A 24,749-nucleotide genomic window follows, 5' to 3' on the forward strand; every position below is an offset into this window, starting at 1 on the left:
CGGAATGTCTGATCCCAATCATATTACTGTCAGTGGCGCGCCCGAAGGGTATGACGCTCAATTGATCCTTGCCGAACTTGGCAAAGGTGCACCGGTTCTGCATGTCGCGCGCGATGATAAACGGCTTGCGGCTATGCAGGCGGCTTTGGCGTTCTTCGCGCCCGATATGCCCGTTTTCGTCTTTCCTGCATGGGATTGTCTGCCTTACGACCGCGTCTCGCCCAATACCGATATTTCGGCGGCGCGCATGGCGACGCTGGCGGCGCTGGTGCACGGGATGCCGCAGCAGTTCATCATCCTGACAACCCTTTCGGCGGCCATGCAGCGTGTGCCAGCGCGCAGCCTGCTGCGCGAGGCGGCGTTCAAGGCCACTGTCGGCAACCGTATGGACGAAGAGGCGCTGCGCCATTTCCTTGTCCGGATGGGGTTCACCCAAAGCCCGACCGTGATGGAACCGGGGGATTATGCCATTCGCGGCGGGATCATCGACATCTATCCACCCGGTCAATCGGGCCCTGTGCGCCTTGATCTGTTTGGCGATGTGCTTGATGGCGCGCGTCGCTTTGATCCGGCGACGCAACGCACCACCGAAAAGCTGACCGAGGTCGAACTGGCACCCGTATCCGAAGTGATCCTAGACGAGGCCGCGATCACCCGTTTTCGCCAGAACTACCGCCTTGAATTCGGGGCCGCCGGGACGGACGATCCGCTTTACGAGGCGGTTTCGGCAGGGCGCAAACACGCCGGTGTCGAACATTGGCTGGGGTTCTTTCAGGACGATCTGGAAACGCTGTTCGATTACCTGCCTCAGGCAACTATCACACTTGATGACCAGATGACCCCGATGCGTCTGGCGCGCTGGGACAGTATCGCCGACCAATACGGCACGCGCATGCATGCGCTAAGCCAAAAGGGGCGCATGGACAGCGTCTATAAACCGGCGCCGCCGCAACTGCTCTACCTCGATGAGGCCGGGTGGGACAAGGCAGTGACCAACCGCCGCGTGATGCAGTTTTCACCGCTCAAGCAGGCCACAGGTCTTGGGGTGATTGATGCAGGCGGGCGGATCGGACGGAATTTCCTACCAGAGCGTCAACAAGAACAGATCAGCCTTTTCAGCGTCTTGGCAGATCATATTAAAGCAAAACTGAGCGACGGTCCTGTCGTGATCGCGTCATATTCCGAGGGCGCGCGCGAGCGTCTGGAAGGGCTGATCGAGGATGAAGGGATCGGTGAGACGATCACGGTCTCTGATTTCAGCCGTGTCGGGAAACGGGGTGTGCATCTGGCGGTGTGGCCGCTGGATCACGGGTTCGAGGCCCCCGGCCTGACCGTGATCTCCGAGCAGGATGTGTTGGGCGACCGGCTGATCCGGCAGACCAAACGCAAACGCCGCGCCGAGAATTTCCTGTCCGAGGCCAATAGCCTGTCCCCCGGTGATCTGGTAGTGCACGTCGACCACGGTGTCGGGCGCTATATGGGCATGGAAGTGGTCACCGCTTTGGGTGCGGCCCATGAATGTCTTCTGTTGGAATACGCAGAAGACTCAAAGCTTTATCTGCCTGTCGAAAACATCGAACTGCTGTCGAAATACGGCCATGAGACAGGGCTCTTGGACAAACTCGGCGGTGGGGCATGGCAGGCCAAGAAGGCCAAGCTGAAGGAACGCATCCGCCAGATTGCCGAACGTTTGATCCGTGTGGCGGCAGAGCGCGAATTGCGCACCGCACCTGCGTTGGACCCGCCTGATGGACTATGGGACCAGTTCCTTGCGCGCTTTCCCTATGTCGAAACCGACGATCAACTGGCAGCGATTGCCGATGTGCTCGAAGACCTTGGGTCGGGCAAGCCGATGGACCGCCTGATCTGTGGCGATGTGGGCTTTGGCAAGACCGAGGTTGCGATCCGCGCGGCCTTTGTCGCCGCACTGTCAGGCGTGCAGGTGGCGATCATTGCGCCCACGACCCTGCTGGCGCGCCAGCACTACCAGAGTTTCGCCGAACGTTTCCGCGGGTTCCCTGTGAACGTGCGGCCTTTGTCGCGTTTTGTGTCGGCGAAGGACGCGAACCTGACCCGCGAAGGTCTTGCGGACGGGACCGTTGATGTTGTGGTCGGGACCCATGCGCTGTTGGCCAAAGGGGTGAAGTTCAAGAACCTTGCCTTGCTTGTCATTGATGAGGAACAGAAATTCGGGGTGCAGCATAAAGAGCGCCTGAAACAGTTGCGCACCGATGTGCATGTGCTGACCCTAACTGCGACACCCATTCCGCGGACCCTGCAGCTGTCGCTCTCGGGCGTCCGCGATCTGTCGATCATTGGGACACCGCCTATCGACCGGTTGGCGATCCGGACTTATGTCAGTGAATTCGACACCATCACCGTGCGTGAAGCGCTGTTGCGCGAACACTATCGCGGCGGGCAGTCCTTTCTCGTGGTGCCGCGCATCACCGATATGGCAGAAATGGAAGAGTTCCTCAAACGTGAGGTGCCGGAAGTCACCTTTATCTCCGCCACGGGGCAGATGGCGGCAGGTGAGCTCGATGACCGCATGAATGCGTTCTATGATGGCAAATATGACGTGCTGCTGGCCACGACGATTGTGGAAAGCGGTCTGGATATTCCGACTGCGAACACGATGATCGTCTGGCGCGCGGATATGTTCGGTCTCAGCCAGCTTTACCAGATCCGGGGTCGTGTCGGGCGTTCGAAAACCCGCGCTTATGCGTACCTGACAACCAAACCCCGCCAGAAACTGACCGATACCGCACAGAAACGCCTGCGCGTGTTGGGATCGATTGATACGCTGGGGGCAGGCTTTACGCTGGCATCACAGGATCTGGATATTCGCGGTGCGGGCAACCTTTTGGGTGAAGAACAATCAGGCCAGATGCGGGAAGTGGGTTACGAGCTTTATCAGCAAATGCTTGAAGACCAGATCGCCGCAATCCGGTCGGGTGAGGCCGAAGGCATTATCGACGATGGCCAATGGGCACCACAGATCAATCTGGGCGTGCCCGTGCTGATCCCTGAAGACTATGTGCCCGATCTGGACGTGCGTCTGGGGCTGTACCGGCGCCTGTCAGAGCTTGCCACCAAGGTTGAACTGGAAGGGTTTGCTGCGGAACTGATCGACCGTTTCGGCAAGCTGCCGCGTGAGGTGAACACGCTGATGCTGGTCGTGCGGATCAAGGCGATGTGCAAACGCGCAGGCATTGCCAAGCTGGATGCAGGGCCCAAGGGGGCCACGATCCAGTTCCACAATGACAAGTTTGCCTCGCCCAAAGGGCTGGTTGATTTCGTCCATGCACAAAACGGCACGGCAAAGATCAAGGACAACAAGATCGTTGTGCGCCGCGATTGGGAAAAAGAACGCGATAAAATTCAGGGTGCGTTCAATATTGCCCGTGATCTGGCGCAAAAGCTGGCGGATGAGAAGAAAGCCAAGGCCAGCGCCTAAGAGATTTTATGCCTCCGGCGGGGATATTTACGGGCCAGTAAGAACCCCTAGGTTTCGCCGGGGCGTTTGATTTGCGTCGTGAGCCAAAGGGCGATTGAGGCCAGTACCAGCGATCCGATCGCGGCGGGCAGGGGTGTGCCGTCGAAAAGCAACGCGATGGGTACAGCAATCAGCACACCGCCCACTGTGGCGACCGAGGTCAGGACAGAGGCGGCAAGCCCGGCCATATGTCCCATCTCCTCCATGCCGAGTGCGTTGAGGTTGCCGATACTCAGGCCTGCCTGAAAGAAGTTGGACAGGACCCAAAGGACGTAGACCGGAAAGGCGATGTGGTCCGGCGTGCCTGTCACCAGCACAGCAATCAGCAGAAGCGTCATGAAAATTTGCGCGGTGTACATTGCCTTGATAATTGCGCGCATCCCCAGCCTGACAACAAGGCGCGCGTTCAAAAAGCCTGATGAGGATGCCACGACCGCGATGCCGCCGAACCAGAGGTGAAAGTTGTCACCTTGCCCGTATGTCAGATCAAAGATCGGCTGGGTTGAGGACAGGATGCTGTAAAGCATCGCAAATGTGAGCGTCTGGATCAGGATCGAGAGGCGCGCGGTTGGGTGGGTGAACATCTCGATCAAGGCGCGCCAGAGCGCGCCGCCGCTGAGCGGTCGGCGGTTCTCAGGGCGCAGGGTTTCCGGTTGGCGGATCAGCAGCCAGGTGGTTGTGATGAAGGAAAACAGGATGCAGGCCACAAAGATCGCGTGCCAGTCGAAGGCTGTCACGATGTAATGTCCCATGGTGGGTGCGATGGCAGGAACCAGCGTGAAGATGATCATCACGAATGACAGGATACGTGCCATCTGCGGCCCTGCGTATAGATCACGGATCAGTGCCATCGCCACCACGCGTGGACCTGCGGCCCCAAGCCCTTGCAGCACACGGGCCGCCAGCATGACCTCAAGCGTTTGGGCCTGCCATGCGGCGGCACTTCCAAGCATGTAAATGATCGTACCGCCGACCATGACAGGCTTGCGCCCAAAGGCATCAGACAGCGGTCCGGTAAAGAAAGTGCCCACGCCCAGGCCCAGAATAAAGCTGGTGATGATCAGCTGCACGCGGTTGAAGTCGTCCGGCGAAAGTGCGGCCGCCATTTCCGGAAGCGCAGGCAGCATCGCATCAATCGAAAACGCCACAGTCGCCGAGACCATCGCCATCAATGCGATAAACTCGGTCTGTGGCAATGCGCGGGCTTTCGGTGACACGTTCATTCGTCGGCAGCCATCTGCGCCATGATGTCTTTAATCACGTCCACCCACATTTCGGGCGGCTGCGCGCCGGGAACCGCATGTTTGTGGGCGACAATAAATGTAGGGACCGAGTTTACGCCCATTTCGCGGCTGTGCTTGTCACGGGCGCGGATGTCGTCCGTATCCGCATCCGAGCCAAGCAGTTTCGTGACCATTGCCGCGTCCATTTCGGCAGTGTCGGCAACATCGGCCAGCACTTCGTGGTCGCTGATATCGCGCCCATCGACGAAATAGGCTTTGAACAAAAGGTCCACGACAAAGGACTGGCGCTGTTCGATGCCCGCCCAGTGGATCAGGCGGTGGGCGTCGATCGTGTTGGGGGTGCGGTGGATGGCTTCAAAGTTGATATGCGCGCCGGATTTTTCGGCATGTGCGACGACAGGGGCGTAGGCTTTGACAGCGCCTTCCTTGCCGCCGAATTTGCCCTCCAGATAGGCGCGGCGGTCCATGCCTTCTGCGGGCATGTCGGGGTTGAGCTGGAACGGGTGCCATTCGATTGTGAACGGGTGGTCGGGGAATTGCACCAGTGCCTTATCCAAGTTCGTTTTCCCGATATAGCACCAAGGGCAGATCGGATCGGATATGATATCAAGCTTGACCATAGGTGGTCTCCCATTCGTCGCGCAGCACGCGGCGCAAAAGTTTGTTGTTGGCCCCGCGGGGAAGTCTGTCTCGGGCGATCAACAGGCGGGGCCGTTTGTAAGTGGCCAGACGCGCAGCTACGAAATCGCGGAGTTCCTCTTCATCTATCACGTCTGTCGCGACGTAAAACCCCGCAATCACATGAACCCCTGTGCGCACCTGCACAGCGCAAGCAGCGGCCTCCGCGATCAGCGGATGCGCGGTCAACGCGTCTTCCACCTCAATCGGACTGACGCGGTGGCCGCCTGCGTTCATCATATCATCGGCGCGGCCGGCGTAGGTGATCGCACCGCTTTCGTCCATCGTGGCCAGATCACCGGTGACAAACCAGTCGCCCTGATAGCGCGCGGCTGTTTCCTCGGGGCGGTCAAGGTAGCCCAGCATCAGGCCCGGATCGTCCTTGTGGACCGCGATTGTACCAACTGTGCCACGCGGGACCGGCCCGTCAGGGCCAATTAGCGCCACGCTGCGGCCTGGCTGGACAAACCCCGCAGCCCCTGCGGGGACGGGCCTGTCCGGAGCGGATGAGATGAAGGTGGAACACTCGGACATCCCGAAGGCCTCATGCACCTGTGTGCCGGTTTTATCCTGCCAATCGGCACGGTCCCGCGCCGAGAGTTTTTCACCCGCAGAGAGCCCGTGGCGAAGCGCGGGAAGCGGCGGTATGTCCGCCCGCAAGAGCCTGCGGTAAATGCCTGGCGCTGCGGCAAAGAGCGTTGCATCGAAGCGTTTCATCAGCATTGGCAATTGATCGGGGGTGACGTCGCTTTCGGGGATCAGTGCCGTCGCCCCGATTGACCAAGGGTCGAGCAGTCCGGTGCCCAAAGTGTAGGTCCAGTTGAAAGCACCCGCGTGCAGCATCCGGTCATCTTCGCGCAGCCCGTACCAGCCATCCCACATCATCCGGCGCGCCCAGATTGCGCGGTGCGCGTGCACCACAGGGGTAGGGCGGCCGCTCGTGCCCGACGTATAGATGATATAGGCAGGGCGGTTCGGGTCACCAAAGGCAAAACCCGCTTGCGGCAACGTCCAAAAACGGCGCAGCGCTGCGAATGGGAGCGCGCTGCGCGATGTCTGTGGTGCGCTGGCCGCGCGGATTTCCAACGCGGGCCGGATCGTCTTGACCACATTGCTGTATTCATGCTCGGACAGGGCGCGCGACAAAGACACCGGAACAATGCCGGCCGCAATCGCACCCAAAAAAGCAATCGGGAATTCCGGCGTATTGCCAAGCTGGAGGATTATCCTTTGCCTCGGTTGCACCAACGCGCGCAGTCCGGTGGCGGTCCCGAGAACCGCGCGTTTCAGGAAACGGTAGTCAAAGCTGTCGCTGCCCTGCATGCCGATAATGCGCAGCGCAGTTTTGTCGCCCAGACGGTCCGCATGGGCCAGCACATAGGCGGCGAGATTGAACTGGCGCGGAGCGGGCGGATACCTATCTGATTGTACGAGCGACAGCATGTCTCACCGCTACCCACACCCGGGTGCTGTTGCAAGATCCAAGCGGGCTGCTTAATAGGAAGTGCATGACAGAAAACGGCCCCAAAGATATCATCCGCGTCGCGCGCGAGAACGGCGAAGCAAGTGTTGCACAACCGCTTGATCTGGGCGCGCGTGTGCGTGAATTACGCAAAGCCCGCGACTGGACGCTGGAACAAGCGGCGCAGCAGGCGGGGCTTGCGCGCTCGACCCTGTCCAAGATCGAAAACGGCCAGATGTCACCGACCTATGACGCGCTAAAAAAACTGGCGGTCGGGCTAGAGATTTCGGTACCTCAGCTGTTCACGCCGCCCTCAAAGGGGCAGGTCAACGGGCGTATGGCGGTCACACGCAACGGCGAGGAAACTGCCAAGGTCACGACCACATATGAACACGCGATGCTGGCCGAGGCGCTGACCACCAAAAAGATGCTGCCCTATCGTGCCCGTATCCGCGCGCGCAAGATCGAGGATTTTGACGGCTGGGTGCGCCATGACGGCGAAGAGTTTCTCTATGTGCTCACCGGTCACATCCGGCTCTACACCGAGTTTTATGAGCCTATTGAGCTCAAGCGCGGCGACAGCGCCTATTATGACGCTGCCATGGGGCACAATGTTGTTTCGGTCAGCGCCGAGGATGCGACGATCCTTTGGGTCACGTCACTGGTCTAACCGGCACGGTCGATTGGCGGCTGCGGCGTGAGATCGTCGCCAAAACGCCGATCATCATCTGACGGATCTTCGCCCGCCGGAACGTTTTCAGTTGTGGCGCTAATCTGTGCGTTATCGCGCGTGGGGTCCATGACCGCATCCGCAGGCTGTTCGCCCATCAACCATTCATCCAGTTCGCTTTTCGCAGTGACTGTGTCCTGATCATTGAACGAGGCAAGATAGGCCACAAAAGCATCCTGATCGCCATCAATGGCAATGACTTCGTTTTCATCAAGGTCGGGCCAACGTGTCGTGATCCGGGGGAGAAAAGCAGTCCAGTGTGATGCGACATCGTTCCATTTCATAATTCGGTTTCCTTCTTTGGTTGAAAAGGAAACGATCGAGATATCGGTTTGGTTCCGAAATGCCCGCAAAGATCACGGTGATGGATGGAAAAAGGGCGCGGTGATGACCGCGCCCTTTTATCAAGACCTGTTATTCCGCGTACCACCAGACATCAGGTTGCCAGCCGGGCCAGTCGCCAAAAATCGGGATTTCTTCGGGAAAACGGAGTTCTTTGGCATGGGCAAGCCGGCTGATGTTCCACTGATAGATCGGGATGACATAGCGGCCAGCGGTCAAGGTCCGGTCAAGCGCTTTGACAGCCGCCACAAAGTCATCCTGACTTTCCGACGTCAGCAGACGGCCGATCATCGCATCTACTGCCGGCGATTTGACACCCATCAGGTTGCTGCCACCGGGCGTGTCCGCGGCCTCGGACCCGTAGTATACGTACTGCTCGTTGCCGGGCGACAGCGACACACCGCGCCGGTAATAGGTCATGTCAAAATCAAAGGCATCGGTGCGTTCGGCAAATTGCGCGCTATCCACCACGGCAACGGTCGGCGTCACCCCGATCCGCGCGAGCGATTCCGTATACATGTCGATGATCGCCTGATTTTCCGAACTGCCCTGCGGGAGCAGGATTTCAAAGGTGAAAGGCGTGCCCGCGGCATTAGCCATCACGCCATTCTGCACCGTCCAGCCTGCGGCTTCCATCTGGGCAAGGGCCGCTGCGGTGCCTGCACGGTTACGCTCGGATCCATCGCTGACGGGCAGGGCATACCCCTCAAGCGCGTCGGGCGTCAGATCGGCGGCGAATGGTGCAAGGAATTCTGCAACGCGCCCTTCGGCGGGGCCATGCGACATGCCCAAGGGCGAGTTCGACCAATAAGAGGTGATGCGCGGTTGGGCCGATCCTGTCATCGCCTCGTTGATGAACTCAAAGTTGAAGGCATGGATCATCGCATCGCGCACACGCCAATCGGCAAACTGGTCGCGGCGGGTGTTCATGACAAACCCTGTCATCCCCGAGGGGCGTTCATGCGGCAGGATCGACAACACCACATCGCCGTCCTGCACGGCGGGGAAATTGTACTGGCTTTCCCAGCGGGCCACGTTGAATTCGCGGTTGGAATTCACCTCGCCCACCTTGAAGGCCTCGAACGCGGCGGTTTCATCGCCGAAAAATTCCAGCCGGACCTCATCAAGGTTGTTGGTGCCCACACGGAACGGCACATCCGCACCCCAGTAATCGGGATTGCGGCGCAGTGAAACAAACCGCCCCGGGTCGTAATCGGCGATCACATAGGGGGCCGATGTGATCGGCACGACCTCGGTTGTGCTTTCAGCAAAGTCCACGCCGTCCCACTGCGCCTTTTTCAGGATCGGGCGCAGGCCCGCCAGCAAGGCCAGTTCGCGGTCTTCTTCGGTGAAGGTAAACCGCACGGACCGTTCGCCGGTTTGTTCCATACTGGCGACCTTGGCCCAGAAACCCAGATAGCGGGGGTGGCCCACGGTGCCCAAGGTTTCATAAGACCACATGACGTCTTCGATGGTCACGGGGCTCCCGTCCGAGAATTCCGCCCCTTGGCGCAGGGTGAATTCCACCCACTCGCGGTTCGGTCCGGTCTCAACCGATTCGGCCAGAACACCATAAAGCGAGAAGGGTTCGTCCAAAGACCGGCCCATAAAGCTCTCGCCCAAGAAGAACCGCAACTGCCATGGTGTCGACCCTTTGCGGATAAACGGATTGAGGCTGTCAAAGCTGCCAACCTCAGCCGTGACGATCTGCCCGCCCTTGGGCGCGTCGGGGTTGGCGTAGGGGAGGGACACAAAATCAGGTGGTAGGGCAGGATCGCCATACATAGCTATGCCATGCCGGGGTTCGGCAAAGCCTGTTTGCCCTGCCAGTCCCAGCGCCACTGCGAAGGCTGTGCTGCGGATTGCTCTGCGCGAAAGTCGTCTCATTTCGGTGTGCCCTTTGCGGTTCTCTCTGCTCTTAGCATCGGATCGTAAAGAGGGTTACCAACCTTTTCAAACTTTTAGCTTGGAGGCGGGCAAGGGATTGCTTATAAAGAGATCACTGCTCGATAGGTTTCTTGCCTGTATGAAACCTGCCTCAATAACTTTACGCCCGCCTTGTGCGGGCGTTTTTTTTATGGCTCACGCAACCGTTTCGTGGCTTTCGCAGTTGCAGCATATACACTGAGTCGCAAAGAAATAGAATCGGAGCCAAACTATGTCCCTGTCAGGAAAAACTGCCGTTATTACCGGATCGAATTCGGGCATCGGTCTTGGAATCGCCCGCGAATTGGCCAAGGCGGGGGCCAATGTTGTCTTGAACTCGTTCACCGACACGGAAGAGGATCACGCGCTGGCCGCGGAAATCGCGGATGTCACAGGGGTTGAGGCCAAATATGTGCAGGCCGACATGTCCAAAGGCGAGGATTGCCGCCGCCTGATCGTGGCCGCAGGTGGCTGCGATATTCTGGTCAACAACGCCGGTATCCAGCACGTCGCACCGGTGCAGGATTTTCCCGCCGCCAAATGGGACGCAATCATCGCGATCAACCTGACATCGGCCTTTCACACCACCGCCGCCGCTGTGACGGGGATGCGTGAACGCGGCTATGGCCGGATCATCAACATCGCCTCGGCGCATGGCTTGACGGCATCGCCCTATAAATCTGCCTATGTCGCTGCCAAACACGGCATCGTCGGGTTCACCAAGACCATCGGTCTGGAAACGGCGCGCGATCCGATCACCTGCAACGCGATCTGTCCGGGCTATGTGCTGACACCATTGGTCGAGGCACAAATCCCCGACACGATGAAGGAATACAACATGTCCCGCGAGGACGTGATCAAGAACGTCATGCTGGAACGCCAACCATCCAAGGAATTCGCGACCACCGAACAGTTGGGCGGCACAGCGGTTTTCTTGTGCTCGGATGCGGCAGCCCAGATCACCGGCACCACCATCAGCGTGGATGGCGGCTGGACGGCCCTGTGAAGCGGATCAATCTCGCACTGCAAGGCGGGGGCGCGCATGGCGCCTTCACCTGGGGTGTTCTCAACCGGTTGTTGCAAGACGACGATATTGAGATTGCGGCTATTTCCGGCACATCTGCGGGTGCGCTGAATGCGGCAGCGCTCAAATCCGGCTGGGTTGCAAATGGCCGTGCTGGCGCGCTGGCGAACCTTGATTGGCTTTGGAACCAGATCGGCGCGGTCACTGACCCGCAGTTTACCCCGTGGATCGGGGCTGCATCGCCCACTGCCGAACTCTGGGCCAAAGCACTCAAGTATTCGCCTGCCTACACGGCCTTTGACATGACCACGCGGATGTTTTCGCCTTATGTCTACGGCCCCGCGATGCAGAACCCGCTAGCCAAGATCGTGAAGAAATTTCACTACGATGCGGTCTGTGCCGGCACCGGCCCCGCATTGCACATCTGTGCCACGAACGTGCGCTCGGGCAAGATCCGCGTGTTCACCGGTGACGAAATCATGCCCGAGGTGATTATGGCCTCTGCCTGTTTGCCGAGCCTGTTTCAGGCCGTGGAATTCGAAGACCCGCAGACCGGCACGGTCGAGGCATTCTGGGATGGGGGCTATACAGGAAATCCTGCACTTTTCCCATTGTTTGCCAATGACTTGCCGGACGATCTTCTGATCGTGAATATCAATCCTCTGTATCGCGAAGAGCTGCCGATGGACAGCCAATCCATCGAAAACCGTGTGAACGAGATCAGCTTCAACAGCTCATTGTTGCGTGAGTTACGCGCCATCGAATTCGTGAAACGCCTGCTGGCCGATGGGTCGATCAAACGCGGGACGATGAAGGATGTGCTGGTGCACATGATCGCGGATGACGCGCTGATGAACGCGCTGAATGTCGCCACCAAAACCATCCCGACACCTGTGATCCTTGCGCGACTGAAAGAGGCGGGCGAGGCGGCGGCGGATGCATTCCTTGCGCAGCACAAAAAAGACATCGGCAAACGCAGTTCGGTCAATCTGACCGAGATGTTCAACTAAGCAATTTGAACGCCAGCGCCCACATCACGACCCCGATCACAATATCAAGTATCCGCCATGCGCGTGCCGATTGCATCACAGGGGCCAACAGACGCGCGCCATAGCCAAGGCTGAAGAAGAAAACGAACGACGATGTGACCGCACCGATCCCGAAAGCTGTTTTCTCGATCGGGTCGACAAACTGCGTTGATATCGCCCCCACAAGACCAAGCGTATCAAGATAGACATGCGGGTTCAGCCACGTAAAGGCCGCACCAGTTGCCAGTGTGGCCCAGAGACCTGCGCTTTTTCCGGCGAGTTGCAGCGTATATGCGCCTTGCCACGCCGCCCACAGGCGCAACGCTCCATAAACGGCAAGAAACGCGGCACCGCCCCAGGCCATGATCTGTGGCAGCATCGGATAAAGCGTCACGATATACCCGAAACCAAGCACACCTGCAGTGATCAGGATCGCATCAGAGGCCGCGCAAAGCAGGCAAAGCCAAAAGACATGCGCCCGTAACAGGCCTTGCCGCAGGACAAAGGCGTTCTGCGCACCGATCGCAAGGATCAAGGCAAAAGCCGTCGCGAAACCGGTCAGGGCTGCAGGGATCATCCGTTAGTCTGCGGGGTTCGTAACGGGCAGGGCGGATTTGTCGTTTGGATAGACAAGACCTGCCGAAATCACGAGCTTGGCTGCATCCTCGACCGTCATATCCAGCTCCTTGATGTCGCGCTTGGGCAGGAACAGCAGGAACCCCGAAGTCGGGTTCGGCGTGGTCGGCAAGAACACAGTCACGAAAGGCTCACCGTCGTTCAGTTTGCTATCAATCTCGCCTTTGGCATTGATCGAAATAAAGGCAATGGCCCAGATGCCCTTGCGCGGGTATTCGACCAGACAGGCCCTATCGAATGAGGTTTCACGCTGCGAAAAGACCGTTTCCGCAATCTGTTTGACCGCGTTATAGATCGAACGGACAACCGGCATCCGGTCGACGAACCGTTCACCTATGCCAAGAAAAGAACGCCCGATCAGCCCCTTGCCGACCCAACCGACGATGATGGTGAAGATCAGGAAAATCACCACGCCAACACCGCGCACGTTCACCGCGATCTGGTCTTCGCCTTCCAGCCCCAAGAGGCCATTCAAGAGGGCGGTGGGCTGATAGGCATCCGGGATAAAGGGCCAGACCCAGCTATCGACCCAGCCAACGGCCGTCCAGATCAGCCAGATGGTCAACCCGATGGGGGCCACAATAATCAGACCCGCCAGAAAATTACTGCGCAATCTGGCAATGATGCCCGGCTGATGGCGGCGCTTGTCGTCTGAATGTGGGTCGATCATTTTGATGGTCTCGAACTCTCTTGCCGAACACTTAGGTGTTGCGCGCCCTTGCAGCAAGCAGTCATCGGACCGTCACAGCGCTATTTCGTCATTGCGATGGCAATTTGTGCAGCTAACCGCGCATTGTTCCGCACAAGGGCAATATTTGCAGTCAACGAACGCCCTTCGGTCAGTTCAAAGATACGTCCCAGCAGGAAGGGTGTGACGGCTTTGGCGGTGATCCCTTGTGCCTCGGCCTCTTGCAGGGCCTGTGTGATGATCGGGTGCAGTACCTCGGCGGGAATTTCATCAGCTTGCGGGATCGGATTGGCCACCAGCTGTCCACCCTGCAGGCCCATCGCCGAGCGGGTCTGTTGGGCCCTTGCGATGTCTTCGGGCGTGTCCATGCGCAATGGGGCAGGCAGATCAGAGCTGGCAGACCAGAAAGCGGGCAGGCGGTCTTGCCCGTAGGCAATCACTGGCACACCCAGCGTTTCCAGCACTTCGAATGTTTTCGGCAGATCAAGAATGGCCTTCGCCCCCGCGCCGACAACCGTGACAGGCGTTTGTGCCAATTCGTGCAGATCAGCCGAGATATCAAAGCTATGCTCCGCTCCGCGATGCACACCGCCAATCCCGCCTGTCGCAAAGACATGGATACCTGCCAGATGCGCCGCAATCATGGTCGCGGCAACCGTCGTGGCACCTGTCCCACCCGTTGCAATGCAGGCCGCCATGTCGGCACGCGACAGTTTGGCGACATTCTGCGCCTGACCCAATGCCTCAAGCGTCTCGAGTTCCAGCCCCACGTGCAGCTTGCCGTCCAGCACAGCGATCGTTGCAGGCACGGCACCGGCCGCGCGCACATCGTCTTCGACCAGCCGCGCGGTTTCAACGTTCTGCGGGAAGGGCATACCGTGGGTAATGATGGTACTTTCCAGCGCCACGATGGCTGCGCCGGATGTGCGAGCGGCGGCGACTTCGGTGCTATAGTGGATCGGGATCATAGGGGTGTTTCTCCGGAAACATAGGTGGCGGCGGCGTTCAAAGCGCGGGTCAGCGAGGCGGCACGGTCCATGCCTTGTGCCTCGGACGCGATATGCGCGGCCATAAAGGTATCGCCCGCGCCGGTCACGCGCGTGACCATGACGGCGGGCGGAGTTTGCGTGATGATATCCCCTGCGGTCCCTTCGGAGGCGGATTTGCCGCCATCGGTCACCAGAACACGGTGCGCGCCCCGTTTGATCAGGGCTACGGCGGCATCGGCCGATGTCTCGAATGCGCTCTGGCAGAGCAACCCGGCCTCTTCAAGGTTCACATAAAGCGTAGCTGAGGGGTGCCCGACAAGCGCCAAAAGCCGCTCAGCCTTGCCGGGGGATGCCGGCGCGACACGCAAATCAGTGGCAGCAAAAAGTGGTGATGTGGCAATAACTTGCAACAATTCCTCGGTCAGGTTGCCATCAAGCGCAACAAGCCCTGCGAATGGGGTCTCGGCAGATCCCAAGCGGCCGTCTGCCAGAGGGCGCAGGATTTTTTCCCCCGCGGCTTCAAGCGAATGCGCATCGGCAATGGCCGCGACCAGCCCATTGGCCCCCTCAATCGCCATATACACATCTGTCGGCAGGTCATCCGAGCGGTACATATAATCGCAAATCATGCCCATGCGGATCGCTTCGCCCATCAGTTCTTCGCCCTCGGCATCGCGGCCGACGGTGGTCAGCAGGGCAGGCGTCATGGAAAAGCGGCGCAGGGTCATCGCGATATTCATGGCCACGCCGCCGGGCAGACGGGTGATCCGCCCCGGCACATCAGAGCCCACGCGCATGTGGCTGGCCGCGCGCCCGATCACGTCCCACAGGACGGACCCGATGCACAAAATGTCAGGTGTCTTGGTCATGCGCGTCTTCTGACCGAGAGCCGCGCCAAGGGCAAGTCCTAGTCGGGAACAGCAAACGTCAGATTGGCCCAGAGCGTTTCCCAGACAGCACCGGATAGCTCGGCCAGCCGTTCATTAGGTTCGCGCAGGACAACCGCATCTACCATGTAGCTATAGCCAGGCCGCACGGGGAACGTCGCGATCCCGTTTTCATCGGTTTGGTAAAGCGAGATTGAAACCTGTGAATCAGCCGCTTTCTCAAAGACTTCAACCTGTGTGTTGGCGCGCAGGTCATTGCGGTAATAGACCTGCACCTGAAAGCCGTCGCTCAGATCATCCGTATAGGGATTGGTCAGGGCGACGATCTCGGTCTCCAACCCCACACGGCGATCCGCACCAGCGCTGTTGCCGACGCCGATCAGGGATTTGGAATAACGGGAATAAACCTCGGTAAAATTCTCGAGCGGCAGGCCGCGTGCCTCATGCTGGGACAGCACATCGCCAAAGTCCTTATGATCAACGAAACGTTGGAACCTTTCCCAATTCTCGTAATCCACCGTCGCACTGTTGGCCTGATAGGCCGCGATGTTCAGCCCCTCTGCCACTGGCTCCTGCTGCAACGCGGGGGTATCGCCCGTCCGTCCGGTCACACGGGCCGAGGCATCGCCGGCAAAAAGCACAAAGTTCACAAAGCGCTGCGGCAGATAGGCCAGCTTGACGCCCGCAAACTCTTCCCCATTGACAATATCTGCCTCAAGGCTACCGTCGGCCTCCACCTGATAATCGGTTGGTTCGATCCAAAACTCGTGGGCCTCTGCAGGTGCTGCAAATACAATGAAAGCGAAGGCAAGAATGCGCATGGATATTTCCCCTATTACGCGGGTGAGGGTGGCCTTTCTGCGGTTGTTGTCAAGCGCTCTCCTCATTTGGTTCACGACACTGTCAACTGCGCAGGCCCATGAGGTGATTCCCGCGATCGCCGACATGCGCGCGGTTGAAGGTGAATTGCGATTTGAGGTTCGCGCAAATATCGAAAGCTTCATAGCCGGTGTGAACCTGGCCGAAACAGAGGATATCAATGACAGCGACCGGGCCGAGATCTATGATCGCTTGCGTGCGCTTCCGCCAGCTGAGCTTGCCGCGCAATTCGAGGCCTTCTGGCCGCAGATGGCCCAAGGGATCACGCTGACAGCAGATGGCATGCCTTTGGTGCCGACCTTCGGGTCTGTCGCGGTCGACCCCGTGGGAAATGTTGAGGTTGTCCGCTTTTCCGTCTTTGAATTCAGCGCCGAGCTGCCCGCAGGGGTCGCGACCGTCCAGGTGGGGTGGGCCCCCGAATTTGGCGTGCTTGTCTTACGCCAGATGGATGTCCCTTTGCCCTACGATGGCTATCTTGCCGGTGGCGCGTTGTCGGATCAGATTTCGCTTGCGGGTGGCGGACAGACAACATGGTGGGTGACATTTGCCAACTACACTCCCGTGGGGTTTGACCACATCGTGCCCAAGGGGCTGGATCATATCCTTTTTGTATTGGGGCTGTTCTTTCTGGCCGCAAGGTTCCGCCCGCTATTGTTGCAGGTATCGCTCTTTACACTGGCCCACACGATCACACTGGCGGCGGCGGCCCTCGGCTATACCGATTTTGCTGATGAATTCACGCAAAATGCCTTTGGCATTGCCTTTATTGATATCGTCGAGCCGCTGATTGCGCTGTCGATCGCCTATGTCGCCATTGAGAATATCTTTACGCGAGGGATCAGCCCATGGCGGCCTTTCGTGATCTTCATTTTCGGTCTGTTGCACGGGCTTGGCTTTGCATCGGTACTGGCGGAATTCGGTCTGCCCGAGGAAACCTTTGTTGCCGCCTTGATCGGCTTTAACGTCGGCGTCGAGGTGGGACAGCTTGCCGTGATCGCGGTGATGTTCTTTTTCGTCTGGCAGGCGTTGCGCATTGATCGCGGTGCGAATGACATCACAAAGGGACTCGTGCTTTACGGCGTTCTTGCCGTGGTCGGCGTGGCGCTGATCGCGTTCGACAGTGCGCAGATCCCGGCTGTGCTGGCGTCTCCGCTTTTGCTCCTCGATACACCCGCGTTGCTTTTTGCTGTCACCTTCGTTGCGATGGCGGTGCTTTGCAGTATCTCGATTGTGCTGCGTGACCGCATTGACGCCTACCGCCTTTTCGTGGCTGTTCCGGCCTCGGTCGTGATCGCCGCGATTGGCCTTTACTGGTTCATCGAACGGTCATATGGCACGCTCACGGGTATCTAATGCGGGTCTGCATATCATCTTGCCCTTAAAAACTCCCGCCGGAGGCATCCTGAGGCTTGCGCAAGCGCGCGACCCCCGCTAAAGAGCGCTCACTTAATCCCGCAGGCGGGGGCGGGTCCAATGGGGAGACATCCCAAAGGATCCACCGGTTGGCATGATGCTGATCCCCCGCTGAGGCTTGAAACCGGAAAAGGAAAACGACATGGCTCTTCCCGAGTTCTCCATGCGTCAGCTGCTTGAAGCAGGCGTACACTTTGGTCACCAGACCGCCCGCTGGAACCCCAAGATGGATCAATACATCTACGGTTCGCGCAACGGCATCCACATTATGGACCTGACACAGACTGTTCCAATGCTGGACCAGGCGCTGCAAGTCATCCGCGACACTGTCGCCAAAGGCGGCCGCGTTCTGTTCGTCGGCACCAAGCGTCAGGCAGCAAAGCCGATCATGGAAGCCGCAGAGAAATCCGCACAGTTCTATATGAACCACCGCTGGTTGGGTGGCACGCTGACAAACTGGCAGACAGTTTCGCAGTCCATCAACCGTCTGAAAGCTATCGACGAAGCCTCCGCAAACGGCTTTGCCGGCCTGACCAAGAAAGAGCGTCTTGGCATGGAGCGCGAGCAGGGCAAACTGCAGGCATCCTTGGGCGGTATCCGCGAAATGGGCGGCGTGCCTGACCTTCTGTTCGTCATTGACGTGAACAAAGAAGACCTGGCCATCGCAGAAGCCAACAAGCTGGGCATCCCTGTTGTTGCTGTTGTTGACACCAACTGCTCGCCTGCTGGCATCGACTATGTCATCCCCGGCAATGACGACGCCGCACGCGCGATCGCACTTTATACCGATCTGGCTGCACGTGCTGCCCTTGACGGTATGACCGCACAGATGGGCGCCGCTGGCGTTGACATGGGCGAGCTCGAAGAGCTGGTGGAAGAGGTCGTTGCCGAAGAAGCAGCACCTGCCGAATAATCCATTCGACATCTTTTAGGGCAGGGGACGTTTGTCCCCGCCCATCCCTTTTTACCTCCAAAGGAGAAGAAACATGGCAATCACCGCTGCAATGGTGAAAGAGCTGCGCGACAGCACAGGCGCAGGCATGATGGACGCCAAAAAGGCGCTGACCGAAACTGATGGCGACATGGAAGCGGCAGTCGACTGGCTGCGCACCAAGGGCCTCGCAAAAGCCGCCAAGAAATCCGGCCGTACCGCTGCAGAGGGCCTCGTGGCTGTTGCTGTATCCGGTGGCAAGGGTGTGGCTGTTGAAGTCAACTCCGAGACCGATTTTGTCGCGAAAAACGCAGACTTCCAGAAAATGGTTGCCAGCATCGCGAATGTGGCCCTGGGCACATCCGACATCGACGGCCTGAAGGCGGCTGACATGGGCGGCAAGACTGTCGAGCAGACCGTAACAGACGCTGTTGCCGTGATCGGTGAAAACATGTCCGTGCGTCGTATGGCGACACTGGAAGGTGGTTCTGTCGTGAACTACGTCCATAACGCCGCCGCACCCGGCATGGGCAGCATCGGCGTTCTGGTTGCAATGTCCGGCGACAACGAGGCTTTTGGCCGTCAGGTTGCAATGCACATCGCCGCTGCAAACCCTGCGTCCCTGTCCGAGGCCGATCTTGATCCGGCAGTGGTCGAGAAGGAAAAGCAGGTCCAGATGGACATCGCACGTGAAAGCGGCAAGCCAGAGGCCGTGATCGAAAAGATGATCATCGGCCGGATGCAAAAGTACATGGCCGAAGTCACATTGCTGAACCAGCAGTTTGTTGTGAACCCCGACCTGACCGTTGGTCAGGCGGCTAAAGAGGCCGGTGTGGATATCACAGGTTACATCCGCCTTGCAGTAGGTGAAGGCATCGAGAAAGCCGAAGAAGATTTCGCAGCCGAAGTTGCAAAACTGAACGGTTAACCAAAGTGCCTTGAAAAAAGAATACGGCCCGCGATGAACAATCGCGGGCCGTTTCCCGTTTTAAGGGAAATCCGCGACACCACACTCGGAAGAAAGCAGGTGCCGCAACGAGAATACTCAGTTCAGTTTCGGGACGAAAAACTGAGCGCTATCGTTAAAGCGCTGACGCGACCAGGCAAACCTGCCACGCCAGCATCCGGTTACCCGGAACAAGAAAGCAGGGCCCTGTAATTACAAGGGAATACTTCCTCATGTTCCCAGGCCTAAGGCCACCACTCACGGAACATCGTCAGACTGCCACCTTACGTCGGGTCACGAAAGTAAGGTAAACCTGACTTCACAAAAAGTTGTTCAAAAGCGGCGCAGAACCGCCGACGCACGGGCCCTCAGGCGGTCTCTGGGTCCATCAGAAACATCTGATTGTAGAAAGCGGCCTTCAACACAGCCTGTGCCGTGGTTTCGACACCCAGCGTATCGCGTGCCAGCCGCAAGTGTTTCTCAACCGTCGCCGGTGTCAGTTTCAAAAGTGCTGCAATATCTTGTGTGGTTTTGCCATCGCCCACCCATTGCAACACCTCACGCTGTCGCTTGGTCAGCGTCCGATCACCCGAATAGGGCAGGGTCAGCAGTTTGAGGTGCATGACGTTGTTCATGACAACAATTTCGTCGCCATGTTCGGCCCACACCTGTTCCACGGCATCTTGTGTCATGCCCGGTTTTGCAGTCAGAGCAATGGCACCTTTGGTGCGTTCAGAGACCGAACGAAAGCTGATCGTATAACCGGCTGTCACGTTCATGGATTTGTTGAATTCGACCACCCGCAATTCGCTCGGGGTGAGGTGATCAACACGTTCCATATCCAGCATCCAGCGCCAGCTGCAGGCGCCGCTATTTTCCAACGCCCATCGCAACATCGGAGCGTAGGTATAAAGCCCCTCATTGATAAAGACATTCATGTATTCTTCGGTCTGGGTTGAAAGCAGGACCCAGTCCTGCGGATCACCAAGACCTGTTGATGTCCGGTACCGGGTGAATCCATACATCAACCTGTCGAAACCATAGGTGGCCATCTGACGGGTGTGAAGATCCCACAGTTCCTCGACCGAGTGGGCATTGGTCAGCTTTGCAAGCTGCGCTACCAATGATGTCATTGGACCTTCCCGATATATGAGACAAGCGCATCAATCGCCAAAGGATAACCGGCCGCGCCAAATCCGCAAATCTGTCCTACTGCAACGGGTGCGATATAGGATTTCTGGCGAAATGCCTCGCGGGCGTGGATGTTTGACAGGTGCAGCTCAACCACAGGCAACATGATGCTTGAAATCGCATCCATCAAAGCGACCGAGGTATGTGTGTAGGCACCCGCATTCAGGATCACACCCGCATGCACACCGCGCGCGCCATGCAGCATGTCAATCATTTCACCTTCATGGTTGGATTGCGCAAAAGCAATCTGAACCCCCAGCGCCTTGGCCCTTTCGTGGCAAAGGGCTTCGATATCGGCAAGCGTCGTTGGCCCGTAGACTTCGGGCTGGCGCGTGCCAAGCAGGTTCAGGTTCGGTCCGTTTAGGATCAGGATAGAATGTGTCATGCGGTTTCATTAACAGCTTTAACTATTGGGCCCAACGGATTTTTCACCACAAATTTTTGCAGTTTCCGACCACATCCGAATATGCCATTCACAGTGGCATGTTTTGCTCGCACACTCAGACCCAAGTGCGGTAGGTGCTCGCAAATGCCAGGCCTATGGCCCAGGGAATGCTGAAAGGGAAGTTGTTGTTACGTGAATTTCTGGAGCAGGTTTGCACCCGTTGTCCCTTTGTTTCGCAGGTCTCGCGGAAAGGAGACCTGTTGTGACTGAAAATAGGTTCGCGCGCACAGCTTTGCCTGAGGCAGCTGTAGTAGATGACTTTCTGCGGCCTTATGCAACGGACACGCCATTGATCCGCGTCGGGGATTTTGGTGACGGCGGGTATTTGGTACCGGACGATTTTCGCGGCATTGCCGCCTGCTATTCGCCCGGGGTTTCACAACAGGCCAGCTTTGAGATGGACATGGCCAAGCGGCGTATACCGTCTTTCATGGCGGACGCCTCGGTCGCGAATCCGCCGCTGCAGGTGCCCGGTGCGCAGTTCATCCCCAAGTTTCTGGGCGATAAGGACGAGGGTGATTTTATCACGCTCGCATCATGGGTCGCAGCAACCGACCCCAATCCGGATGCCGATCTGCTTTTGCAGATGGATATCGAGGGCGCGGAATACGAGACCCTCGGCGCTGCCCCCCGAGATCTGCTGCGCCGCTTTCGGATCATCGTGATCGAGCTTCACCATTTGCCCTCAATACTGACCAAACCGAAATTTCTGAACCGGGCGCTTTCAGCGATCAATAAGTTGCACGACGACTTTGTGACGGTTCATCTTCACCCCAACAACGTTTCGGGCACCGTGGAGATTGAAGGCGAAATGATCCCGCGGGTGATCGAGGCTACGCTACTGCGGCGTGATCGTGCACAGGGGCTCCGGCCGGTGCAATCGTTGCCGCATCCATTGGATGTCCGTCACAACCTGCGCAAACCGGCTTTGGCCTTGCCGGACAGGTGGATGGGTGCCGCAGAACGCGGAGCTGAGGTGTAGGTTGTGATGTGGAGCCAGGACTGGCGTGTCCGTCCACAAACCGAACTATCCGTCATAAGACAAAAGAAAATTGCGGGCTCAGGACAAAATTGAAAGCGGATGGACAAAGAATGCAGTGGAGTTTGGAAAAGGGATATGTCTTGGCGGACGGGCTGCATTACCTCGGCTTTCTCGAATTATTGCATCAGGTCATTCATCCCGACTGGTACCTGGAAATCGGCACCCGAACAGGGGCCAGTCTAAAACTCAGCGCGGCCAAATCCATTGCCGTTGATCCGGACTATCAGCTCAGTCACGAGGTGATACAGAACAAGCCTGCGCTCCATGCCTTTCAGGAAAGCAGTGACGCTTTTTTCGAAGCCGGGCGTATACAACACCTCGGGGCACGCATTGACCTTGCAAGCCTGAATGGCAAGCATCTGTTTGAAGATCTGCTGCGTGACTTTATCGGTACTGAAAAGTGCTGCGCGCAAAACGGACTTATCGTGTTTCAGGGCGGCCTGCCGCAGGATGAGGCGATGGCGTCGCGCGATCACGGGCCCGTTGCACCAGCGGACTGGGCTGGTGACATATGGAAGATCCTGCCTGTTTTGAAAAGATACCGTCCCGATCTCAAGATTGACGTCTTGGATGCGGCACCAACCGGACTGGTGATTGTCAGCAATCTTGATCCGCACAACACAGTGCTGGAAGAGAACTACGCGGCCATCGTGCAGGACTACCAGAATACGACCCTGCAAGACTATGGCGTTGAACGCTACTTTTCAGCGCTCGATATTCAAAGTGCCGCTGACAGCAGATGGCTCTGTGCCTTTCCCTTCGAGCTTGGGAAGGGCTGGCGGGACAAACCCGATATATCCATCAAGATCGCGGCACCCACGCGCGACAAGATGGTCAAATGGGGCGATTATCACTTTGCAAGAAGCCTTGCGCGCGCGTTTTGTCGATTGGGGTATAAGACAACGATCTGTCCGGCTGAGGATTGGTATCTGCATCGCCGCGCGGGTGGCATTGATCTGGTGCTGCGCGGGCGTGCCAATTTTCACCGCCAACCCGGGCGGTTATGCCTGATGTGGGCCATCTCAAAAGCGATGCGTGCAGTGAATTACACGAATGCAGATCATGTTTTCTGGGCATCAAAACAGCTGTTTGAAAAAGCAAAGCTAGACCAGCCCGACGGACAGTTTTCCCTTCTGCCACAGGCTTTCGACCATGATCTGATGACATTGGGGCCAAAAAAGGCGCGTAAAGGGTTGGCCTTTGTCGGGCGCGCGCGTGCGGGATTTGAACGATCAAGCGTTGTTCACGCCGCGCAGGCAAATGAAGATTTGCGGATTTGGGGGCCCGGATGGCAGGCTGGCAAATACGCGCCATATGTCGTTGCCGAAGGTGTGCCCAATGACGATCTTGCAGAGATTTACCAGTCAGCCCAGGTCGTCCTGAATGATCACACGGCGACCATGAAAGAGAGCGGTTTTCTCTCGAACAGGGTGTTTGATACGCTCGCTTGCGGGGCGATCCCCCTGTCGGAAGATGTGGGGTGGTTGCCCGATGACATTGCGGATTTTGTCTATCTTTACCACGATCAAGAAAGCTTTGCGGCGGGCGTGGCCCGTGCACGTGCTGAATCAGCCGCCAAGCGCAAGAAACGCGACACCTTGGCGCGGCAATTGGTCGCTGTGCATTCGTTCAAGGCGCGTGCGGTTGAAATTCTCAAGGTCGCAGAGGCTTTGCGCGCTGAAACCTTGTCGGCATGACAGGTAAGGGCGGTTGCCGAGATATGGCGCAACACGCGCGCAAGTGTGTTGATCAGCGTCAGGTGGTTGACTGATCGCTTCCGCGCGCCGCCGTTTCGGCATCCGGTACCAGCGCCGCCATCAGGTCATTGAAATCCGGTCGCGTCTGCAGCTCCCTGATCAAGGCACGGTGGTTTTCACAACAGGCGTCATGCAGGGTGCGCAGTTCGCTATCCGCAAGCAGCTCTTTATAGATCGCGGCTTTGCGCGGGCGGATCGCGTCGATGGAGCGATCCTCGATCCGGTTGTGGTTCATCTTCTGCCAGTATTCCAACCCAAGCGCCTCGCCCCCATGATGTGCACGCCCGCGTGCCTTTTTGACCAGATAGGATTCGCATGACTTCAAGGCGTAGTGGTTCAGCTGGACAAGATCGTAGCCAAGCGAATCCGGGCCCGACCGCCAGCTGCCCTGCATGTACCTGTCCGGCATCGGCTGGCCAGAGCCGTTGTACCACTGTGTTTCCGAAAACTGTTCGACCGTGGGGCGTTTGGGACGATGCACACCGATATGCCCCCAAAGATCGCGCTGGAACATGGTCTTGAGACCCCAGGCCTGCGGCGGGCGTGGTGTGTGATCTGCGGCGGCGCTGCGGAATTGATCTGTCAGGAACTTGTCCTTGTAGCCGACCACACCCGCATTTCCGAAAAGGCGCCATGTCATCGACAGCGTCCGCGCATCAGGAACCGCACGGGTCAGCGCCTGAAGCGTGTGATCGCCTGTCTTGATGTTGATATATTCGTCAGCATCAATCGGGATCACCCAGTCTTCGGGACCCGCGAGATCCATCTTCAGAAAGCGACGGTAGGCGCGGCGCTGGGGCGCGGGTTTACCGCCGAATGTATTGTCGAAGTGATGCACTTTGCCCATCGCATCAAGCCGGTCAAGCAGCGCATCGGAACCGTCAGAACAATCGTTGGAAAAGACAGCAATCGCATCCACGCCGATGGCCAGATTATGCGCAACCCATTCAACGATGAACGGGCCTTCATTTTTCATCGGGGTCGCGATGACAAAGCGTGTCATATCCGTGTCCTT

At 58.1% G+C, this 24,749-nt stretch carries 22 protein-coding genes; 9 read left to right on the forward strand and 13 right to left on the reverse strand.

Annotation, left to right across the window (positions count from 1 at the left end; genetic code table 11):
• The first annotated feature begins 4 nt into the window (after positions 1-4).
• Positions 5-3,457 (forward strand): transcription-repair coupling factor, encoded by a 3,453-nt coding sequence (mfd, locus tag B0B09_RS03755; protein ID WP_076658425.1) that lies wholly within the window; start codon positions 5-7, stop codon positions 3,455-3,457.
• A gap of 47 nt (positions 3,458-3,504) precedes the next feature.
• Here the strand turns inward: mfd and B0B09_RS03760 are convergent, their stop codons facing one another.
• Genes B0B09_RS03760 through B0B09_RS03770 form a run of 3 tightly spaced genes read right to left on the reverse strand, consistent with a single transcriptional unit; the run spans position 3,505 to position 6,861 of the window.
• Entirely contained in the window at positions 3,505-4,719 is a 1,215-nt protein-coding gene (locus B0B09_RS03760) for a multidrug effflux MFS transporter (protein ID WP_076658426.1), read from the reverse strand.
• The gene (locus B0B09_RS03765; RefSeq protein WP_076658427.1) at positions 4,716-5,360 is read right to left on the reverse strand and encodes a DsbA family oxidoreductase; all 645 of its coding nucleotides are present in this window, start codon (positions 5,358-5,360) and stop codon (positions 4,716-4,718) included. The genes B0B09_RS03760 and B0B09_RS03765 overlap by 4 nt, the downstream gene beginning before the upstream one ends.
• Positions 5,347-6,861 carry a class I adenylate-forming enzyme family protein gene (locus B0B09_RS03770; protein WP_076658428.1) on the reverse strand — a complete coding sequence of 505 codons (1,515 nt, stop codon included), beginning with the start codon at positions 6,859-6,861 and terminating at the stop codon, positions 5,347-5,349. Before B0B09_RS03770 ends, B0B09_RS03765 begins: the two co-directional genes overlap by 14 nt.
• A 65-nt stretch (positions 6,862-6,926) precedes the next feature.
• Here B0B09_RS03770 and B0B09_RS03775 point away from each other — a divergent pair, with 65 nt between their 5' ends.
• Entirely contained in the window at positions 6,927-7,550 is a 624-nt protein-coding gene (locus tag B0B09_RS03775) for a helix-turn-helix domain-containing protein (RefSeq protein ID WP_076658429.1), read from the forward strand.
• Here the strand turns inward: B0B09_RS03775 and B0B09_RS03780 are convergent.
• Together B0B09_RS03780 and B0B09_RS03785 are read right to left on the reverse strand one after the other, a co-directional pair.
• Positions 7,547-7,894, reverse strand: a complete 348-nt coding sequence (locus tag B0B09_RS03780) for a hypothetical protein (RefSeq protein WP_076658430.1) — start codon at positions 7,892-7,894, stop codon at positions 7,547-7,549. The two genes, B0B09_RS03775 and B0B09_RS03780, sit on opposite strands and share 4 nt — an antisense overlap.
• 130 nt (positions 7,895-8,024) lie before the next feature.
• Complete coding sequence (locus B0B09_RS03785) at positions 8,025-9,839, reverse strand: extracellular solute-binding protein (RefSeq protein WP_076658431.1); 1,815 nt, start codon at positions 9,837-9,839, stop codon at positions 8,025-8,027.
• Between the two features lie 271 nt (positions 9,840-10,110).
• Here B0B09_RS03785 and B0B09_RS03790 point away from each other — a divergent pair, with 271 nt between their 5' ends.
• Both B0B09_RS03790 and B0B09_RS03795 read left to right on the forward strand, forming a co-directional pair.
• Complete coding sequence (locus tag B0B09_RS03790) at positions 10,111-10,884, forward strand: 3-hydroxybutyrate dehydrogenase (protein ID WP_076658432.1); 774 nt, start codon at positions 10,111-10,113, stop codon at positions 10,882-10,884.
• On the forward strand, positions 10,881-11,912 hold the full coding sequence (locus tag B0B09_RS03795; RefSeq protein WP_076658433.1) for a patatin-like phospholipase family protein: 1,032 nt from the start codon (positions 10,881-10,883) through the stop codon (positions 11,910-11,912). Before B0B09_RS03790 ends, B0B09_RS03795 begins: the two co-directional genes overlap by 4 nt.
• Here B0B09_RS03795 and B0B09_RS03800 read toward each other — a convergent pair.
• The 5 genes from B0B09_RS03800 to B0B09_RS03820 all read right to left on the reverse strand — a co-directional run bounded on the left by B0B09_RS03800 (position 11,905) and on the right by B0B09_RS03820 (position 15,951).
• Positions 11,905-12,507, reverse strand: coding sequence for a LysE/ArgO family amino acid transporter (locus B0B09_RS03800; protein WP_076658434.1), 603 nt, complete (start codon positions 12,505-12,507; stop codon positions 11,905-11,907). The genes B0B09_RS03795 and B0B09_RS03800 overlap by 8 nt on opposite strands.
• Positions 12,508-12,510: 3 nt before the next feature.
• Complete coding sequence (locus B0B09_RS03805) at positions 12,511-13,236, reverse strand: DUF502 domain-containing protein (RefSeq protein WP_076658435.1); 726 nt, start codon at positions 13,234-13,236, stop codon at positions 12,511-12,513.
• A gap of 80 nt (positions 13,237-13,316) precedes the next feature.
• Positions 13,317-14,222, reverse strand: coding sequence for a pseudouridine-5'-phosphate glycosidase (locus tag B0B09_RS03810; RefSeq protein WP_076658436.1), 906 nt, complete (start codon positions 14,220-14,222; stop codon positions 13,317-13,319).
• A complete protein-coding gene (locus B0B09_RS03815) occupies positions 14,219-15,112 on the reverse strand; it encodes a PfkB family carbohydrate kinase (protein ID WP_076658437.1) in 894 nt (297 codons plus the stop codon). The genes B0B09_RS03810 and B0B09_RS03815 overlap by 4 nt, the downstream gene beginning before the upstream one ends.
• A gap of 38 nt (positions 15,113-15,150) precedes the next feature.
• Positions 15,151-15,951, reverse strand: coding sequence for a DUF4198 domain-containing protein (locus tag B0B09_RS03820; protein ID WP_076659778.1), 801 nt, complete (start codon positions 15,949-15,951; stop codon positions 15,151-15,153).
• On the opposite strand from B0B09_RS03820, the gene B0B09_RS03825 reads away from it, so the two are divergent.
• From B0B09_RS03825 to tsf, 3 genes are all read left to right on the forward strand, one after another.
• Positions 15,950-17,362 (forward strand): HupE/UreJ family protein, encoded by a 1,413-nt coding sequence (locus B0B09_RS03825; protein ID WP_242654336.1) that lies wholly within the window; start codon positions 15,950-15,952, stop codon positions 17,360-17,362. The genes B0B09_RS03820 and B0B09_RS03825 overlap by 2 nt on opposite strands.
• A gap of 202 nt (positions 17,363-17,564) precedes the next feature.
• Positions 17,565-18,335, forward strand: a complete 771-nt coding sequence (gene rpsB / locus B0B09_RS03830) for a 30S ribosomal protein S2 (RefSeq protein WP_055292815.1) — start codon at positions 17,565-17,567, stop codon at positions 18,333-18,335.
• Between the two features lie 73 nt (positions 18,336-18,408).
• Positions 18,409-19,281, forward strand: a complete 873-nt coding sequence (gene tsf / locus B0B09_RS03835; RefSeq protein ID WP_055292816.1) for a translation elongation factor Ts — start codon at positions 18,409-18,411, stop codon at positions 19,279-19,281.
• A 386-nt stretch (positions 19,282-19,667) separates the two neighbouring features.
• Here tsf and B0B09_RS03840 read toward each other — a convergent pair whose 3' ends face one another.
• Both B0B09_RS03840 and aroQ read right to left on the reverse strand, forming a co-directional pair.
• Positions 19,668-20,432: an autoinducer binding domain-containing protein gene (locus B0B09_RS03840; protein ID WP_076658439.1), complete on the reverse strand. Its 765-nt coding sequence runs from the start codon at positions 20,430-20,432 to the stop codon at positions 19,668-19,670.
• Positions 20,429-20,875, reverse strand: a complete 447-nt coding sequence (gene aroQ / locus B0B09_RS03845) for a type II 3-dehydroquinate dehydratase (RefSeq protein WP_055292818.1) — start codon at positions 20,873-20,875, stop codon at positions 20,429-20,431. The genes B0B09_RS03840 and aroQ overlap by 4 nt, the downstream gene beginning before the upstream one ends.
• Before the next feature lie 262 nt (positions 20,876-21,137).
• Between aroQ and B0B09_RS03850 the strand changes: the two genes are divergently transcribed.
• Positions 21,138-21,917 carry an FkbM family methyltransferase gene (locus tag B0B09_RS03850; RefSeq protein ID WP_076658440.1) on the forward strand — a complete coding sequence of 260 codons (780 nt, stop codon included), beginning with the start codon at positions 21,138-21,140 and terminating at the stop codon, positions 21,915-21,917.
• Between the two features lie 110 nt (positions 21,918-22,027).
• The gene (locus tag B0B09_RS03855) at positions 22,028-23,674 is read left to right on the forward strand and encodes a glycosyltransferase family protein (protein ID WP_131824990.1); all 1,647 of its coding nucleotides are present in this window, start codon (positions 22,028-22,030) and stop codon (positions 23,672-23,674) included.
• Positions 23,675-23,732: 58 nt separating this feature from the next.
• Here B0B09_RS03855 and B0B09_RS03860 read toward each other — a convergent pair whose 3' ends face one another.
• The gene (locus tag B0B09_RS03860) at positions 23,733-24,737 is read right to left on the reverse strand and encodes a glycosyltransferase family 2 protein (RefSeq protein WP_242654337.1); all 1,005 of its coding nucleotides are present in this window, start codon (positions 24,735-24,737) and stop codon (positions 23,733-23,735) included.
• Between the last annotated feature and the right edge of the window lie 12 nt (positions 24,738-24,749).

The sequence above is a fragment of the Yoonia rosea genome (assembly GCF_900156505.1).
GTDB lineage: Bacteria > Pseudomonadota > Alphaproteobacteria > Rhodobacterales > Rhodobacteraceae > Yoonia > Yoonia rosea.

What these genes read in the sequence shown, in the direction of transcription:
- mfd (WP_076658425.1), top strand. Translation starts at nt 5, where the DNA reads ATGTCTGATCCCAATCATATTACTGTCAGTGGCGCGCCCGAAGGGTAT.
- B0B09_RS03760 (WP_076658426.1), bottom strand. Translation starts at nt 4,719, where the DNA reads ATGAACGTGTCACCGAAAGCCCGCGCATTGCCACAGACCGAGTTTATC.
- B0B09_RS03765 (WP_076658427.1), bottom strand. Translation starts at nt 5,360, where the DNA reads ATGGTCAAGCTTGATATCATATCCGATCCGATCTGCCCTTGGTGCTAT.
- B0B09_RS03770 (WP_076658428.1), bottom strand. Translation starts at nt 6,861, where the DNA reads ATGCTGTCGCTCGTACAATCAGATAGGTATCCGCCCGCTCCGCGCCAG.
- B0B09_RS03775 (WP_076658429.1), top strand. Translation starts at nt 6,927, where the DNA reads ATGACAGAAAACGGCCCCAAAGATATCATCCGCGTCGCGCGCGAGAAC.
- B0B09_RS03780 (WP_076658430.1), bottom strand. Translation starts at nt 7,894, where the DNA reads ATGAAATGGAACGATGTCGCATCACACTGGACTGCTTTTCTCCCCCGG.
- B0B09_RS03785 (WP_076658431.1), bottom strand. Translation starts at nt 9,839, where the DNA reads ATGAGACGACTTTCGCGCAGAGCAATCCGCAGCACAGCCTTCGCAGTG.
- B0B09_RS03790 (WP_076658432.1), top strand. Translation starts at nt 10,111, where the DNA reads ATGTCCCTGTCAGGAAAAACTGCCGTTATTACCGGATCGAATTCGGGC.
- B0B09_RS03800 (WP_076658434.1), bottom strand. Translation starts at nt 12,507, where the DNA reads ATGATCCCTGCAGCCCTGACCGGTTTCGCGACGGCTTTTGCCTTGATC.
- B0B09_RS03805 (WP_076658435.1), bottom strand. Translation starts at nt 13,236, where the DNA reads ATGATCGACCCACATTCAGACGACAAGCGCCGCCATCAGCCGGGCATC.
- B0B09_RS03810 (WP_076658436.1), bottom strand. Translation starts at nt 14,222, where the DNA reads ATGATCCCGATCCACTATAGCACCGAAGTCGCCGCCGCTCGCACATCC.
- B0B09_RS03815 (WP_076658437.1), bottom strand. Translation starts at nt 15,112, where the DNA reads ATGACCAAGACACCTGACATTTTGTGCATCGGGTCCGTCCTGTGGGAC.
- B0B09_RS03825 (WP_242654336.1), top strand. Translation starts at nt 15,950, where the DNA reads ATGGATATTTCCCCTATTACGCGGGTGAGGGTGGCCTTTCTGCGGTTG.
- B0B09_RS03820 (WP_076659778.1), bottom strand. Translation starts at nt 15,951, where the DNA reads ATGCGCATTCTTGCCTTCGCTTTCATTGTATTTGCAGCACCTGCAGAG.
- rpsB (WP_055292815.1), top strand. Translation starts at nt 17,565, where the DNA reads ATGGCTCTTCCCGAGTTCTCCATGCGTCAGCTGCTTGAAGCAGGCGTA.
- tsf (WP_055292816.1), top strand. Translation starts at nt 18,409, where the DNA reads ATGGCAATCACCGCTGCAATGGTGAAAGAGCTGCGCGACAGCACAGGC.
- B0B09_RS03840 (WP_076658439.1), bottom strand. Translation starts at nt 20,432, where the DNA reads ATGACATCATTGGTAGCGCAGCTTGCAAAGCTGACCAATGCCCACTCG.
- aroQ (WP_055292818.1), bottom strand. Translation starts at nt 20,875, where the DNA reads ATGACACATTCTATCCTGATCCTAAACGGACCGAACCTGAACCTGCTT.
- B0B09_RS03855 (WP_131824990.1), top strand. Translation starts at nt 22,028, where the DNA reads ATGCAGTGGAGTTTGGAAAAGGGATATGTCTTGGCGGACGGGCTGCAT.
- B0B09_RS03860 (WP_242654337.1), bottom strand. Translation starts at nt 24,737, where the DNA reads ATGACACGCTTTGTCATCGCGACCCCGATGAAAAATGAAGGCCCGTTC.